Here is a 13,717-nt window from a genome sequence, read left to right on the forward strand (position 1 = left end):
GTCATTTCTCGGCCTGTATCCGAGCGGCCAGGTCTTTCAGCTCAGGCGTCGACAAATACTTGTCATAGACGGGTTTCATGGCATCGATCAGCGGCCGCTTGTCGATTTCGCTGACCTTCACGCCGGCGGCCTCGACGATGCCGCGCGACTTCTTCTCCCGCGCGTCCCAGAGTTCGCGCATCTTGACGACGCTGTCCTTGGCTGCTTGCCGCACGATCGCCTGGTCCTCCGGCGACAGCTTGCCCCAGCTTGCCTTGGACATCACCAGCACTTCCGGGACGATCTGGTGCTCATCCATCGTATAGTGCTTGGCAACTTCGTAATGCTTGGCGGATTCGAAGCTCGGCCAATTGTTCTCGGCACCGTCGATAACGCCTGTCTGCAGCGCCGAATACACCTCGCCATAGGCCATGGGCGTGGCATTGGCGCCGAGCGCGTTGACCATATCGACGAACACGTCCGACTGGATGACGCGGAACTTCATGCCCTGCATGTCGGCCATCGAGGTGATGTCCTTCTTGGTGTTGTAGAAGGAACGCGCGCCCGAATCGTAGAAGGCCAGGCCGATGAGGTCATGCGCCTCGAAGGCCTTCAGGATCTGATCGCCGATCGGGCCGTCCATGACATGGCGCATATGCTCGACCGAGCGGAACATGTAGGGCAGCGACGGCACCGCGGTTTCCGGTACGATGCCGTTGAATGGACCCATCGAGACGCGGTCGAGATCGATGACGCCGGCCTGGGTCTGTTCGATCGTGTCTTTTTCCTCGCCGAGCTGCGCGGAATGATAGACCTCGATCGAGTAGCGGCCGTTGCTGCGCTGCTTGATCAGGTCACCCATGTATTTGACCGCCTCGACCGTCGGATAGCCGTCCGGATGGGTATCCGACGATCGCAGTACGGTTTCAGCGTTGGCAGTGCCGATCAGCAGCGAGCCGAAGGCGAATGTGGCCGCCGTCATTTTCGATAAAAACAACATGACTTCCTCCCTTTGAAATCAAAACGCCGGCTCACAGCCGGTACGCCTTCTTGGCAAGCGTGTAGGCAAGCTCCCTGGCCAGTTCATGCGCCTCGTCCTCGCGCAGCCGGTGCTCGGCGACGAGGCGCGCGAGGAACGCACAGTCGACCCGCCGGGCCACGTCATGACGAGCCGGGATCGAGGGAAAGGCACGGGTGTCGTCGTTGAAACCGACGGTGTTGTAGAAGCCCGCTGTTTCCGTCGTCATCTCGCGGAAGCGGCGCATACCTTCCGGACTGTCATGGAACCACCAGGCTGGCCCGAGCTTCAGTGCCGGATAGACGCCGGCAAGCGGCGCCAGTTCGCGCGCATAGCTGCTTTCGTCCAGCGTGAAGACGATGACGGTCAGGTCGCGCTCCAGCCCGACGCAATCGAGCAGTGGCTTCAGCGCCGTCACATAATCGGTCCGCGTCGGGATATCGAAGCCTTTGTCGCGGCCGAACTTATGGAAGATGCCAGGCGAATGGTTGCGCCAAGAGCCGGGGTGGATCTGCAGCACCAACCCGTCGTCCCGGCTCATCTTGGCCATCTCGGTCAGCATCTGGGCGCGGAACAGTTTTCGCTCGCGTTCGTCCTCCGAGCCGCTGCGGATGCGGTTGAACAGCTCTTGCGCCGCCGCATCGGAAAGATTGGCCGTCTCGGCGGTCGGATGGCCGTGATCGGACGAGGTTGCGCCAAACTCCTTGAAGAAGGCGCGGCGCTGGCGATGCGCGTCGAGATAGCCGGCCCAGGTGCCGGTGTCGCGGCCGGTGATTTCGCCGAGCCGATCGAGATTGGCCGGGAATCCTTCGAAATCGGGATCGACAACCGCGTCCGGCCGGTAGGCGGTGACGACGCGGCCATCCCAGCCACTGTCGCGGATCATCCTGTGCCATCTGAGATCGTCCAGCGCACCTTCGGTCGTCGCGATGATCTCGATGTTGAAGCGCTCGAACAGGGCGCGGGGGCGGAAATTCTCCCACTGCAGTAAGGTCGCGATCATGTCGTAGTGACGGTCGGCCGTCGCGGCACTCAGCGGCTCGTCGATGCCGAACAGATGCTCCAGCACATGGTCGAACCACAGCCGCGTCGGCGTGCCCCGGAACAGAAGATAGTGCTCGGCGAAGCGCCGCCAGATCGTCCTGCCGTCGGTCTCGACCGGCGCGCCGTCCACGGTCGGCACGCCGAGATCCTCCAGCCGCACGCCCTGGCTGAACAGCATGCGGAAAATATAGTGGTCGGGCACGATGAGCAATTGCGCCGGATCCGGGAACGGCTCGTTGAGCGCATACCACCGCGGATCGGTGTGGCCGTGCGGGCTGACGATCGGCAGGTCCTTGATCCCGGCATAAAGCCCCCGGGCGATCGAACGCGGATGGGCCTCGGCGGGAAACAGCAAATCCGCATTGGTCAGTGCCACGGTCATCCTCCCGAGGACGTTATCGGTAGGATTGGAAGGAAATAATGTCAACATACAAAAATTAGATTGTTGTATGATGACTTGTCCCATTGTGTGGCAGGAGATCGGATGTTACGCCTTTTGCCGATGATCCCGAGGCGATTTTATGCCGTCCGACCAGACCAGCCGCGCCACGACGAATAACCGTCTCTCGGGCAAAACCGTTCAGGCGTTACCGGCAGCGGTCGCTACACCCTCCTACGACCGCGCCCGTGTCGTCACGGGCATAGTGCATCTCGGCGTCGGCGCCTTCCATCGCGCCCATCAGGCCGCCTATGTCGACGACTGCCTCGCGGCGGGCGAGACGGACTGGGGCATAACAGGCGTCTCCTTGCGCAGCGCCGACACGCGCGACGCGCTGGCGCCGCAGGATGGGCTCTACACGCTGGCAATCCGCGGCAGCGGCGGAGAGCGGCTTCGCGTCATCGGTTCCATCGGTTCGATGCTGGTCGCGCCGGAAGATCCGGAGGCGGTGCTGGCGGCGCTGACCGATCCTCGCACCCGCATCGTCACGCTGACCATCACCGAGAAGGCCTATCTCAGGGCGGCGGGCGGCGGACTGGACACCGCTCATTCCGAGATCGCCCACGATCTCAGAAATCCACGGATGCCAAAGACGGCGCATGGTTTTCTCGCCGAAGCGCTTGCCCGCAGGCGGGCCGCCGGCACGCCGCCCTTCACCGTGCTCTGTTGCGACAACCTGCCGGCCAACGGCGCCACGCTGCACCGGCTGCTGACCGAATTCGCAACGTTGCGCGATGCCAGGCTCGGCTCAACGGACGAACCCAGCCTCGCTTTCCACATCGCCGACGAGGTCGCGTTTCCGTCGAGCATGGTCGACCGCATCGTCCCGGCGACCACGGATGCCGACCGGGCAAGGATATCAGGCGAACTCGGTGTCGAGGATGCCTGGCCCGTGATGACCGAGCCCTTCCGCCAATGGGTGGTGGAAGACAAGTTTCCGGCGGGCCGCCCTGCTTGGGAAAAATTCGGCGTCACCATGGTCGGTGATGTCAGGCCCTTCGAGGACATGAAGCTGAGGCTGCTCAACGGTGCGCATTCGGCCATCGCCTATCTCGGCCTGCTCAGCGGCCACGCCACCGTCGACCGCGCCTTTGCCGATCCGGCGATAAGAAGCTTTGTCGATGCGCTGTGGGCCGAGGCCATCCCGACATTGCCGACGGACGCCGGGCTCGACACATCCGCCTATACGGCCCAACTTGCCGAGCGCTTCTCCAACACCGCGCTCGCTCACCGCACCGCGCAGATCGCCAATGACGGCAGCCAGAAATTGCCGCAGCGCATCATCGCCTCCGCGATCGAGCGCCTTCATGCCGGCGCCGCGCCAGACCATCTCGCACTGGTAATCGCCGCCTGGATCGCGGCTTGCGAGGCGCGCGGCAAGACCTTACCGGAAGCGCATTTCACCGATCCGCTCGATGCGCCGCTGACGGCGCTTCTTGACCGACGGTCGCCGGCGGACGAAACGGTGGCGGCGGTGTTCGACGTGGCCGGCTTTGCAAGAGGCGACCGGGCGCGCGAAACACTGATAGGTCTTGCCGCCGACAGCCTCGGACAGTTGCGCCGTGGCGGACCGGCAGCAGCTTTCGCTGCATTGGACGCCTAAACAAAAAAGCGAGGCAAGGCCCCGCTTTTCAGTCAATCATTTGGTGCCGATCTCAGGCCGGCAGAATGGCGCCTTCCAGCGTGGTGAGCTGGCCGAGGAACTGTTCCGCCTTGGTGCGCGCCTGGTCGTCCTTGGCGTCGGCGGCGTCTTCCTTGGCTTCCTGGATGCGGCGCGCGAGATCGGCCCGGTCGACATCCTTCACCGCGACAGCCGATTCCGCCAGCAGCGTGCAGCCGGCCGGGACGATGTCGGCGAAGCCGCCGAACACGACATACCGCTCTTCGCCGCCGGACGCGGCCTTCACCGTGACGACACCCGGCTGGATCGTGGTCATGACCGGCGCGTGATGCGCCATGACGGTCATCTCGCCCTCGGCGCCCGGGATGACGACCGACTCGACCTCGGCAGAAACCAGCAGGCGCTCCGGTGAGACCAGTTCGAACTTGAAAGCTTCAGCCATGTCAATTTAGTGAGTAGGGACTGGTGAGTAGGAAGTAGGGAAGAGGGCAACTGCCCCCCTAGCCCAGCTGCTATTCACTATCGACTACCGACTACTCCCTATTGCCTTGATTATGCCGCTTCAGCCGCCAGGCGCTGTGCCTTCTCGACCGCTTCCTCGATGCCACCGACCATGTAGAAGGCGGCTTCCGGAAGATGGTCGTAGTCGCCGTTGCAGAGGCCCTTGAAGCCCTTGATGGTGTCGGCGAGATCGACCAGCTTGCCCGGCGCGCCGGTGAACACTTCGGCGACGAAGAAGGGTTGCGAAAGGAAGCGCTCGATCTTGCGGGCGCGCGCCACCGTCTGCTTGTCCTCTTCGGAAAGCTCGTCCATGCCCAGGATGGCGATGATGTCCTGCAGCGACTTGTAGCGCTGGAGGATCGACTGCACCTGGCGGGCAACGCCATAGTGCTCGTCGCCGACGACCAGCGGGTCGAGCATGCGCGAGGTCGAATCGAGCGGATCGACCGCCGGGTAGATGCCCTTTTCGGCGATGGCGCGGTTGAGCGTCGTCGTCGCGTCAAGGTGCGCGAACGAGGTCGCCGGCGCCGGGTCGGTCAAGTCGTCGGCCGGCACGTAGATGGCCTGCACTGATGTGATCGAGCCCTTGGTGGTGGTGGTGATGCGTTCCTGCAGCGCGCCCATGTCGGTGGCGAGCGTCGGCTGATAGCCCACGGCCGACGGGATACGGCCCAGAAGCGCGGACACTTCCGAACCCGCCTGCGTGAAGCGGAAGATGTTGTCGACGAAGAACAGCACGTCCTGGCCCTGGTCGCGGAAATATTCGGCAACCGTCAGGCCGGTCAGGCCGACGCGGGCGCGCGCGCCCGGCGGCTCGTTCATCTGGCCGTACACCAGTGCCGCCTTGGAGCCTTCGCCGCCGCCCTTCTTGTTGACGCCGGATTCGATGAACTCGTGATAGAGGTCGTTGCCTTCGCGGGTGCGCTCGCCGACGCCGGCGAACACCGAATAGCCGCCATGGGCCTTGGCGATGTTGTTGATCAGTTCCTGGATCAGCACGGTCTTGCCGACGCCGGCGCCGCCGAACAGGCCGATCTTGCCGCCCTTGGCGTAGGGAGCCAGAAGGTCGAGCACCTTGATGCCGGTGATCAGGATCTGCGCTTCCGTCGACTGGTCGATATAGGCCGGAGCCGGCTGATGGATCGAACGCAGTTCGACCGCGTCGACCGGGCCGGCTTCGTCCACCGGCTCGCCGATGACGTTGATGATGCGGCCGAGCATGCCCGGGCCGACCGGAACCGCGATCGGGCCGCCGGTGTCACGCACTTCCTGGCCGCGCACCAGGCCTTCGGTGGAGTCCATGGCGATGCAGCGCACGGTGTTCTCGCCAAGATGCTGGGCAACTTCGAGCACGAGCCGGTTGCCGACATTGGTCGTCTCCAGCGCGTTCAGGATCGGCGGCAGATGCTCGCCGAACTGAACGTCGACGACGGCGCCGATGACCTGGCGGACCTTGCCGATTACGCCCGTGGCCTTGGTCGCCACTGCCGAAGTCCCGGCCGTCCCTGCCATGGCCGGTGCTGCCGCCGTGCTGGCAGGAGCCGCCTTCGCTGCCGCCGGAACCTTTGCCGCCTTGGCGGGAACCGCGGCCTTCGGGGCCGCCGTCTTGGGGGTCGCTGCTTTCGCCATCGTCTTTACCCTTTTTCGTCCTTTGTTTTTCACGCGGTCCAGTCGCGGGCCGATGACCCGCGAACCGCGCCTAGAGCGCCTCGGCGCCCGAAATGATTTCAATCAGTTCCTTGGTGATCTGCGCCTGCCGCTGGCGGTTGTAGGTGATCGACAGTTTGTTGATCATCTCGCCGGCGTTGCGCGTCGCATTGTCCATGGCGCTCATCTTGGCGCCCATTTCGCCGGCCGCGTTTTCGAGCAGCGCGCGGAAGATCTGCACCGCGATGTTGCGCGGGATGAGGTCGGACAGGATTTCACCGGGCTCCGGCTCATATTCATAGACGGCACTGGCGCCATCCGCCGATTCGGCCTGGGCCGAAGAAGCGGTGGCGACCGGGATGATCTGCTGCGCGGTCGGAACCTGGCTGATCACCGACTTGAACTGCGAGTAGAACAGGGTGCAGACGTCGAAGGCGCCCTCGTTGAAAAGATTGATGACCTTGCGGGCGATCGCGTCGGCATTGACGAAGCCGAGCGTCTTGACCTCGCGCAGGTCGATACGTTCGAGGATCATCGACGCATAGTCGCGGCGCAGTATGTCGAAACCCTTCTTGCCGACGCAGATGATCTTGACCTGCTTGCCGTCGGCCAGCAGCCGGCGGATGTGGTCGCGGGCATGACGGGCGATCTGCGAATTGAAGCCGCCGCAAAGGCCGCGCTCGGCCGTGCAGACGATGAGCAGATGCACATCATCCTTGCCGGTGCCGGTCATCAGCGCCGGGGCATCGCCACCGCCGCCGACCGCCTGGGTGATGTTGGCCAGCACGGAACCCATGCGCTCCGAATAGGGGCGCGCCGCTTCCGCGGCCTCTTGCGCGCGGCGAAGCTTCGCCGCGGCGACCATCTGCATCGCCTTGGTGATCTTCTGCGTCGCCTTGACCGAGGCGATACGGTTACGAAGGTCTTTTAATGAAGGCATGCTTCAAACCTGATCCCGTCTTGTCTCATCCGGATTGGCGCTTCGCTCAGGCGAAGGTCTTGGCGAAAGCGTCGATTTCGGCCTTGAGCTTGGCGCGCAGATCGTCCGACAGCGCCTTTTCGTTGCGGATGGCGTCGAGAACGTCCTTGCCGGCCGAGCGCATGTGGCTGAGCAGGCCATGCTCGAACTTGCCGACCTGGTTGACCGGCAGCTTGTCGAGATAGCCATTGACGCCGGCGAAGATCACCGCGACCTGTTCTTCCGTCTTCAGCGGCGAGAACTGCGGCTGCTTCAGGAGCTCGGTCAGGCGCGATCCGCGGTTGAGCAGGCGCTGCGTGGCGGCGTCGAGATCCGAGCCGAACTGCGCGAAGGCCGCCATTTCGCGGTACTGCGCGAGCTCGCCCTTGATCGAGCCGGCGACCTGCTTCATCGCCTTGATCTGCGCCGAGGAGCCGACGCGCGACACCGACAGGCCGACGTTGACGGCCGGACGGATGCCCTGGAAGAACAGGTTGGTTTCGAGGAAGATCTGGCCGTCGGTGATCGAGATCACGTTGGTCGGGATGTAGGCCGACACGTCGTTGGCCTGCGTCTCGATGACCGGCAGGGCCGTCAGCGAGCCACCGCCGAGATCGTCATTGAGCTTGGCGGCGCGCTCGAGCAGGCGCGAGTGCAGGTAGAAGACGTCGCCCGGATAGGCTTCGCGGCCCGGCGGGCGGCGCAGCAGCAGCGACATCTGGCGGTAGGCGACGGCCTGCTTCGACAGATCGTCATAGCTGATCAGCGCATGCATGCCGTTGTCGCGGAAAAATTCGCCCATGGTGCAGGCCGTGAACGGCGCCAGGAACTGCATCGGCGCCGGATCGGAAGCGGTGGCGGCGACGATGATCGAATATTCAAGCGCGCCGCGCTCTTCCAGCACCTTGACGAACTGCGCGACGGTCGAGCGCTTCTGGCCGACGGCGACGTAGACGCAGTAGAGCTTTTCCTTCTCGGGGCCGTTGTCGTGCACCGACTTCTGGTTGAGCATCGTGTCGAGGATGATCGCGGTCTTGCCGGTCTGGCGGTCGCCGATGACCAGCTCGCGCTGGCCGCGACCGACCGGGATCAGCGCGTCGATGGCCTTGAGGCCGGTCGACATCGGCTCGTTCACCGACTTGCGCGGGATGATGCCGGGCGCCTTGACGTCGACACGCCTGCGCTCGGTCGCCTTGATCGGGCCCTTGCCGTCGATCGGGTTGCCAAGCGCGTCAACGACGCGGCCGAGCAGGCCGGGGCCGACAGGCGCGTCGACAATGGCGCCGGTGCGCTTGACGGTGTCGCCTTCCTTGATGTCGCGGTCAGCGCCGAAGATGACGACGCCGACATTGTCGGCTTCGAGGTTGAGCGCCATGCCGCGGATGCCGCCGGGGAATTCGACCATCTCGCCGGCCTGGACATTGTCGAGGCCGTAGACGCGGGCGATACCGTCACCGACGGACAGCACCTGTCCAACTTCGGAGACCTCGGCCTCCTTGCCGAAATTCTTGATCTGGTCTTTCAGAATTGCGGAAATTTCCGCGGCGCGGATGTCCATCAGCCGACCTCTTTCAGTGCAAGCTTGAGCGAATTGAGTTTGGTTTTGAGCGACGTATCGATCTGGCGCGAGCCCATCTTGACCACCAGCCCGCCGAGCAGCGACGGATCGACAGTGACGGAGATGGCCACGTCCTTGCCGGCAACGCTTTTCAACGCCGCCTTGAGTTCGGTTTCCTGGGCAGCGTTCAGCTCGTGAGCCGACGTCACCTCGGCGGCGGCCTCGCCACGATGCTCGGCGGCGATCTGGCGGAACGCCTTGATCATGCCCGGCACCGCGAACAGGCGGCGGTTCTTGGCGACGACGCGCAGGAAATTGCCGGTCAGCCCGGTAACCTCCGCCTTGTCGGCGATCGCCGCGATGGCCTTGGCCTGGTCTTCACTGGAAAACACCGGGCTGTTGATCAGCCGGGTGAGGTCGGCACTGCCGGCGAGCATCGCCTCGAAACTGTTGAGGTCGGCTTCGACCTTGGCGACGGAATTTGCCTGCGATGCGAGTTCGAACAGCGAACCGGCATAGCGTTCTGCGACACCTGAGATTGGCGATGACGATTGAGCCACGGACCGTCTTTTCTCTTGTCTGACAGGCCGCAGATTGTTGGCGCGAGCAAAAACTCTGGCTAAATCTTTGACCTTACTGCATTTTTTCAAGCACGGAGGCGCGGCTTCCGCTATCCCCGGCCGAAAGTCGATTGCCGTCTAGCACAGGCATTTTAAGACCGCAATGCGTCGTTCCGCATGGTTTTCAGGCACTATTGTCGCATCCGGCGAAAGATCGGCACCTTTGACACCGCGATACCCCTGGATTCAGGGCACAAAGCCGAAGGCAAAGGCGAGCGGCAATGCCGCCAGGGCCAATTCCACCACAATGGAAACCCAATTGAAAGGTGTGTTGGCGCCATCCGACATCATCGACAGCAGCCGGCCAAAGGCGGTGAACAGCCAGGAGAAGCCGAGTGCCATGTAAACCAATGGCTGCGCGAGCAGGACGCAGCACAGGCCGACGCCGAGATAAAAGCCCGACATCCTGCCGCGCCCCTCGGCGATTGCCGCTGCCTTCTCCGGCCTCGCCTGCAGGCGCAGGATGCGGAAGGCAACGCCCGGCGCCAGGAAAAACAGCAAGCCCAGCAGCACTGTGACGACGGCGCTCGACCAGGCCAGCCACTCGCCCTGGCTCGTCGGCCATGGAAACGCAAAATCCATCTTGTCCCTCGAAACGCCTGCTTTGAAATTTTTGGCATTCTAGCTGAGGTAAAGCGCCGCGCCAGATGGCTCCAAGCACTTTAGGCCAAGCGCATCAACCGAGCGCGAATTGCACTGCCGCCTCGGCATGGATGCGCGTCGTGTCGAAGACAGGAATGTCGAAATCCCGCTGGCCAATCAGCATGGTGATCTCGGTGCAGCCCATGATGAGGCTGTCGACGGCCTTTTCCCGACGCAGACGCTCGACCTCGGCGATATAGGCCGCCTTCGAAACGTCGGTGACGATGCCCTGGCAGAGCTCGTCATAGATGACACGATGCACCATGTCGCGACCGGCCGCGTCGGGCACCACCGGCTGCAAGCCATATTTGTCGATGAGCCGGCGCTTGTAGAAATCCTTCTCCATGGTGAAGCGTGTCGCCAGCAATGCCGGCCGCTGCAAGCCGGCGCGCTTGATCGCGACCGCGGTGGCATCGGCGATGTGGATCAGCGGGATCGATACCGACGCCTGCACCTGGTCTGCCAGTTTGTGCATGGTGTTGGTGCACAGAAGCAGGCCCTCGGCGCCGCCCGCCTCCAGCTTGCGCGCCGCTTCGACAAGGAGCACGCCGGCGCCATCCCAATCGCCATGGTGCTGCCGCTCCGCGATCTCGGCGAAATCGAACGACCAGAGCAGCAATCTCGCCGAATGCAGCCCGCCAAGGCGCTCGCGCACGATCTCGTTGAGCTGGCGGTAATATATGGCGGTCGATTCCCAGCTCATGCCGCCGAGCAGGCCAAGGGTTTTCATGACGGGCTGTTCCTTTACCGTGCAATTCCTATATTATGACCACAAGAGACCACAAGGAGATTTACCGTGAAAACAATGCAGGTTCGGGAAGCCAAGGCAGGGTTCTCGGCGCTCGTCGAGGCCGCGGAGAGCGGCGAGCCCACCATTATCACAAAGCACGGTAAGCCAGCAGCGGCTGTCGTTTCGGTCAAGGACTTGCAAAAGCTTTATCCAGCCAAGCGTCGAAATTTCGGGGAGTTTCTTCTGACCTACCCAGGAGGGATCGAGTTGGAAAGGAATGAGTCCCCGTCGCGGGATATCGATCTTTGAGCGGCTATCTTCTCGACACGTCCATCTTATCGGCGTTCGCGCCTGGCCGGCTGCCACTTGCGAAAGACGTCGCCAATTGGATCGTATCGCAAGGTGAACAGCAAACGCTCTTCATACCGGTTATTGCTATCACCGAAATCGAGAAAGGCATACGCAAGCTCGATCGTGCCGGGGCATCAAAGCGCGCGGAGAACCTCGCTGCCTGGGTCAACGACACCATCGAAGAATTCGCGGATCAAATTCTGGGGATCAATGCCGACATAGCGCGAAGAGCGGGCCGAATGGAGGAAGCGGTCTCTGCGAAAGGCAAGAACCCGGGCTTGGCGGACATACTGATCGCTGCTACGGCGGCAGCCAATGAGCTTACCGTGCTTACGGCAAACGTCAGGCACTTTGAAGCGCTTGATGTTGGGTGCTGGAATATACTGCAAGATCCGCCAGGCCCCGACTGATCCATTCTCACAAAAAGCTCTGCGGATCGATATCGACCTGCACCCGGACCGAGCCGCGCTGTTTCGGCCCATTGGCCAGCATCGTCCGGATGAACCCCTGCATGTCGGCGCGGCGTTCGCCCTGGATCAGCAGGCGGAAGCGATGGCGGCCGCCGAGCAGGGACAACGGCGCTTCGGCCGGCCCGAGCACGAACAGGTCCGACGCTTCAGGCGCCGCGCGGCGCAGGCCACGGGCGTGACCCTCAGCTTCCGCCCGCGTCACCGCGCTAACGATGACGCCGGCGAGCCGTCCGAAGGGTGGCAAGGCCGCCCGCTCGCGCTCGGCGATCTCGCGCTCGTAAAAGGCTTCCGCATCGCCGGACACGATCGCCCGCATCACAGGATGATCGGGCTGGAAGGTCTGCAGCAGGCCGAGGCTCTTCTTGCCGGTGCGGCCGGCACGGCCGGTTACCTGGCTGAGCAGCTGGAAGGTGCGCTCGGCGGCGCGCGGATCGCCATTGGCGAGACCGAGATCCGCATCGACGACGCCGACCAACGTCATGTTGGGGAAGTTGTGCCCCTTGGCAACCAGTTGCGTGCCGATGACGATATCGGCTTCGCCATCGGCGATCGCCTCCAGTTCCAACCGCAGCCGCCGCACGCCGCCCATCAGATCCGACGACAGGACGACGGTGCGCGCGTCGGGGAAATGCGTGACGACCTCCTCGGCGATGCGCTCGACGCCCGGCCCGCAGGCGACGAGATGATCGAGCGTGCCGCATTCAGGACATGCCTCGGGGCGGCGCTCATTATGCCCGCAATGGTGGCAGACCAGCTGGCCGCGAAAGCGATGCTCGACCAGCCAGGCCGAGCAGACCGGACAGCCGAAGCGGTGGCCGCAGACCCGGCACAGCGTCAGCGGCGCATAGCCGCGCCGGTTGAGGAACAGCAGCGACTGTTCCTTCTTCTCCAGCGTCCGGCGCATATGGTCGATCAGCACCGGCGACAGGAAGCCGCCACGCGCCGGCGGCGCGCGCCGCATGTCGACCGATTTGAGATCGGGAAGTGCCGCCTCGGCGAAGCGGGCGGAAAGGACGGCCCTGGCGTACCGGCCTTGGCTGGCATTGACCCGGCTTTCGACCGACGGCGTCGCCGATGCCAGCACCACGGGAAAGCCGCCAATATGGCCGCGCACGACGGCCATGTCGCGCGCATTGTAGAAGACGCGGTCTTCCTGCTTGTAGGCGGGGTCGTGCTCCTCGTCGACGACGATCAGGCCAAGCTCCTTGAACGGCAGGAACAGCGCCGAGCGCGCGCCGGCAACGACGCGCACGCGGCCTTCCGCCACCTGCCGCCAGACTTTTTCGCGCATCCTGGGGGGCAGGTCCGAATGCCATTCGGCCGGCTTGGCGCCGAAGCGGCGCTGGAAGCGCTCCAGAAACGCGTGGGTCAGCGCGATTTCCGGCAGCAGGATCAGCACCTGTTTGCCCTGGTCGAGGGCCGCCGCCACCGCCTCGAAATAAACCTCCGTCTTGCCCGAACCGGTGACGCCGTCGAGCAGCGCCACATTGAAAGCACCGGCCGCGACATTGGTGCGCAGCATCGAGGCGGCATCATTCTGGTCCGGCATCAGCTCCGGCACGGCATAGTTCGGATCAGGCGCGGCCACGACCGGGCGCGGCGGGATCATCACCGTCTCGAACACGCCTTGCGCCTTGAGCCCCTCGATCACCGTCGAGGACACGCCGGCGGCATGGGCGAGGCCGGAACGCGTCCAGGCAAGGCCGCCCTCCGCCGTCTCCAGCACGCGCGACCGCGCATCCGTCATCCGGTCGGGAACGGCCGTGGTTCGCTGCAGCCCCTCGATCCAGGGTTCGGGATCGAAAGCCTCCGGCGCCCTGAGCAGCATGCGCGCCACCATGCCGGGCGCCGACAGCGTGTATTGCGCCACCCAGTCGACGAAACGGCGCATGGCACGGTCGATCGGCGGGCAGTCGAAGACCTGTTCGATCGGGCGCAGCTTTTTCGCATCGACCTTCTCGACCGCACCGTCCCAGACGATGCCGGCGACCTGGCGCGGCCCAAGCGGCACGCGCACGATCGAGCCCGGCACGACACGCATGCCGGCCGGTACGGCATAGGTGTAGGGGCGTTCGGCCGGCATCGGCACCAGCACCGGCGCGGCCGCGACAAAGGGCGAATCTTCACTCATGAGGCGTG

The 13,717-nt window shown here is 64.0% G+C and carries 13 protein-coding genes; 3 read left to right on the forward strand and 10 right to left on the reverse strand.

Annotation, left to right across the window (positions count from 1 at the left end; all coding sequences use genetic code 11):
* Position 1: 1 nt before the first annotated feature.
* Complete coding sequence (locus tag FJW03_RS22515; RefSeq protein ID WP_140766916.1) at positions 2-979, reverse strand: TRAP transporter substrate-binding protein; 978 nt, start codon at positions 977-979, stop codon at positions 2-4.
* A gap of 31 nt (positions 980-1,010) precedes the next feature.
* Complete coding sequence (gene uxaC / locus FJW03_RS22520; RefSeq protein WP_140766915.1) at positions 1,011-2,423, reverse strand: glucuronate isomerase; 1,413 nt, start codon at positions 2,421-2,423, stop codon at positions 1,011-1,013.
* 139 nt (positions 2,424-2,562) lie between these two features.
* Between uxaC and FJW03_RS22525 the strand changes: the two genes are divergently transcribed.
* Positions 2,563-4,083, forward strand: a complete 1,521-nt coding sequence (locus FJW03_RS22525; protein WP_140766914.1) for a mannitol dehydrogenase family protein — start codon at positions 2,563-2,565, stop codon at positions 4,081-4,083.
* A 52-nt stretch (positions 4,084-4,135) separates the two neighbouring features.
* Here FJW03_RS22525 and FJW03_RS22530 read toward each other — a convergent pair whose 3' ends face one another.
* From FJW03_RS22530 to FJW03_RS22560, 7 genes are all read right to left on the reverse strand, one after another.
* Positions 4,136-4,543 (reverse strand): F0F1 ATP synthase subunit epsilon, encoded by a 408-nt coding sequence (locus tag FJW03_RS22530; protein WP_140766913.1) that lies wholly within the window; start codon positions 4,541-4,543, stop codon positions 4,136-4,138.
* 110 nt (positions 4,544-4,653) lie between these two features.
* Positions 4,654-6,231, reverse strand: a complete 1,578-nt coding sequence (gene atpD, locus FJW03_RS22535) for a F0F1 ATP synthase subunit beta (RefSeq protein ID WP_181173350.1) — start codon at positions 6,229-6,231, stop codon at positions 4,654-4,656.
* Between the two features lie 70 nt (positions 6,232-6,301).
* Complete coding sequence (locus FJW03_RS22540) at positions 6,302-7,189, reverse strand: F0F1 ATP synthase subunit gamma (RefSeq protein ID WP_140766912.1); 888 nt, start codon at positions 7,187-7,189, stop codon at positions 6,302-6,304.
* A 46-nt stretch (positions 7,190-7,235) separates the two neighbouring features.
* Positions 7,236-8,765, reverse strand: coding sequence for a F0F1 ATP synthase subunit alpha (gene atpA, locus FJW03_RS22545; RefSeq protein ID WP_140697920.1), 1,530 nt, complete (start codon positions 8,763-8,765; stop codon positions 7,236-7,238).
* Positions 8,765-9,325, reverse strand: coding sequence for a F0F1 ATP synthase subunit delta (locus FJW03_RS22550; RefSeq protein WP_140766911.1), 561 nt, complete (start codon positions 9,323-9,325; stop codon positions 8,765-8,767). Before FJW03_RS22550 ends, atpA begins: the two co-directional genes overlap by 1 nt.
* Positions 9,326-9,571: 246 nt before the next feature.
* Positions 9,572-9,967, reverse strand: a complete 396-nt coding sequence (locus tag FJW03_RS22555) for a DUF4345 family protein (RefSeq protein WP_140612232.1) — start codon at positions 9,965-9,967, stop codon at positions 9,572-9,574.
* A 94-nt stretch (positions 9,968-10,061) separates the two neighbouring features.
* A complete protein-coding gene (locus FJW03_RS22560; protein ID WP_140612230.1) occupies positions 10,062-10,757 on the reverse strand; it encodes an aspartate/glutamate racemase family protein in 696 nt (231 codons plus the stop codon).
* A gap of 66 nt (positions 10,758-10,823) precedes the next feature.
* Between FJW03_RS22560 and FJW03_RS22565 the strand changes: the two genes are divergently transcribed.
* The gene (locus FJW03_RS22565; protein WP_140612228.1) at positions 10,824-11,066 is read left to right on the forward strand and encodes a type II toxin-antitoxin system Phd/YefM family antitoxin; all 243 of its coding nucleotides are present in this window, start codon (positions 10,824-10,826) and stop codon (positions 11,064-11,066) included.
* Complete coding sequence (locus FJW03_RS22570) at positions 11,063-11,518, forward strand: type II toxin-antitoxin system VapC family toxin (RefSeq protein WP_140766910.1); 456 nt, start codon at positions 11,063-11,065, stop codon at positions 11,516-11,518. Before FJW03_RS22565 ends, FJW03_RS22570 begins: the two co-directional genes overlap by 4 nt.
* Before the next feature lie 7 nt (positions 11,519-11,525).
* Here FJW03_RS22570 and FJW03_RS22575 read toward each other — a convergent pair whose 3' ends face one another.
* Complete coding sequence (locus FJW03_RS22575; RefSeq protein ID WP_140612224.1) at positions 11,526-13,709, reverse strand: primosomal protein N'; 2,184 nt, start codon at positions 13,707-13,709, stop codon at positions 11,526-11,528.
* Positions 13,710-13,717: the final 8 nt, after the last annotated feature.

Origin of the sequence: Mesorhizobium sp. B4-1-4, assembly GCF_006439395.2 — a bacterium.
Lineage (GTDB): Bacteria > Pseudomonadota > Alphaproteobacteria > Rhizobiales > Rhizobiaceae > Mesorhizobium.

Excerpts from the sequence above, each read along its gene's own strand:
- FJW03_RS22515 (WP_140766916.1), bottom strand. The coding sequence starts at position 979 with ATGTTGTTTTTATCGAAAATGACGGCGGCCACATTCGCCTTCGGCTCG.
- uxaC (WP_140766915.1), bottom strand. The coding sequence starts at position 2,423 with ATGACCGTGGCACTGACCAATGCGGATTTGCTGTTTCCCGCCGAGGCC.
- FJW03_RS22525 (WP_140766914.1), top strand. The coding sequence starts at position 2,563 with ATGCCGTCCGACCAGACCAGCCGCGCCACGACGAATAACCGTCTCTCG.
- FJW03_RS22530 (WP_140766913.1), bottom strand. The coding sequence starts at position 4,543 with ATGGCTGAAGCTTTCAAGTTCGAACTGGTCTCACCGGAGCGCCTGCTG.
- atpD (WP_181173350.1), bottom strand. The coding sequence starts at position 6,231 with ATGGCGAAAGCAGCGACCCCCAAGACGGCGGCCCCGAAGGCCGCGGTT.
- FJW03_RS22540 (WP_140766912.1), bottom strand. The coding sequence starts at position 7,189 with ATGCCTTCATTAAAAGACCTTCGTAACCGTATCGCCTCGGTCAAGGCG.
- atpA (WP_140697920.1), bottom strand. The coding sequence starts at position 8,765 with ATGGACATCCGCGCCGCGGAAATTTCCGCAATTCTGAAAGACCAGATC.
- FJW03_RS22555 (WP_140612232.1), bottom strand. The coding sequence starts at position 9,967 with ATGGATTTTGCGTTTCCATGGCCGACGAGCCAGGGCGAGTGGCTGGCC.
- FJW03_RS22560 (WP_140612230.1), bottom strand. The coding sequence starts at position 10,757 with ATGAAAACCCTTGGCCTGCTCGGCGGCATGAGCTGGGAATCGACCGCC.
- FJW03_RS22575 (WP_140612224.1), bottom strand. The coding sequence starts at position 13,709 with ATGAGTGAAGATTCGCCCTTTGTCGCGGCCGCGCCGGTGCTGGTGCCG.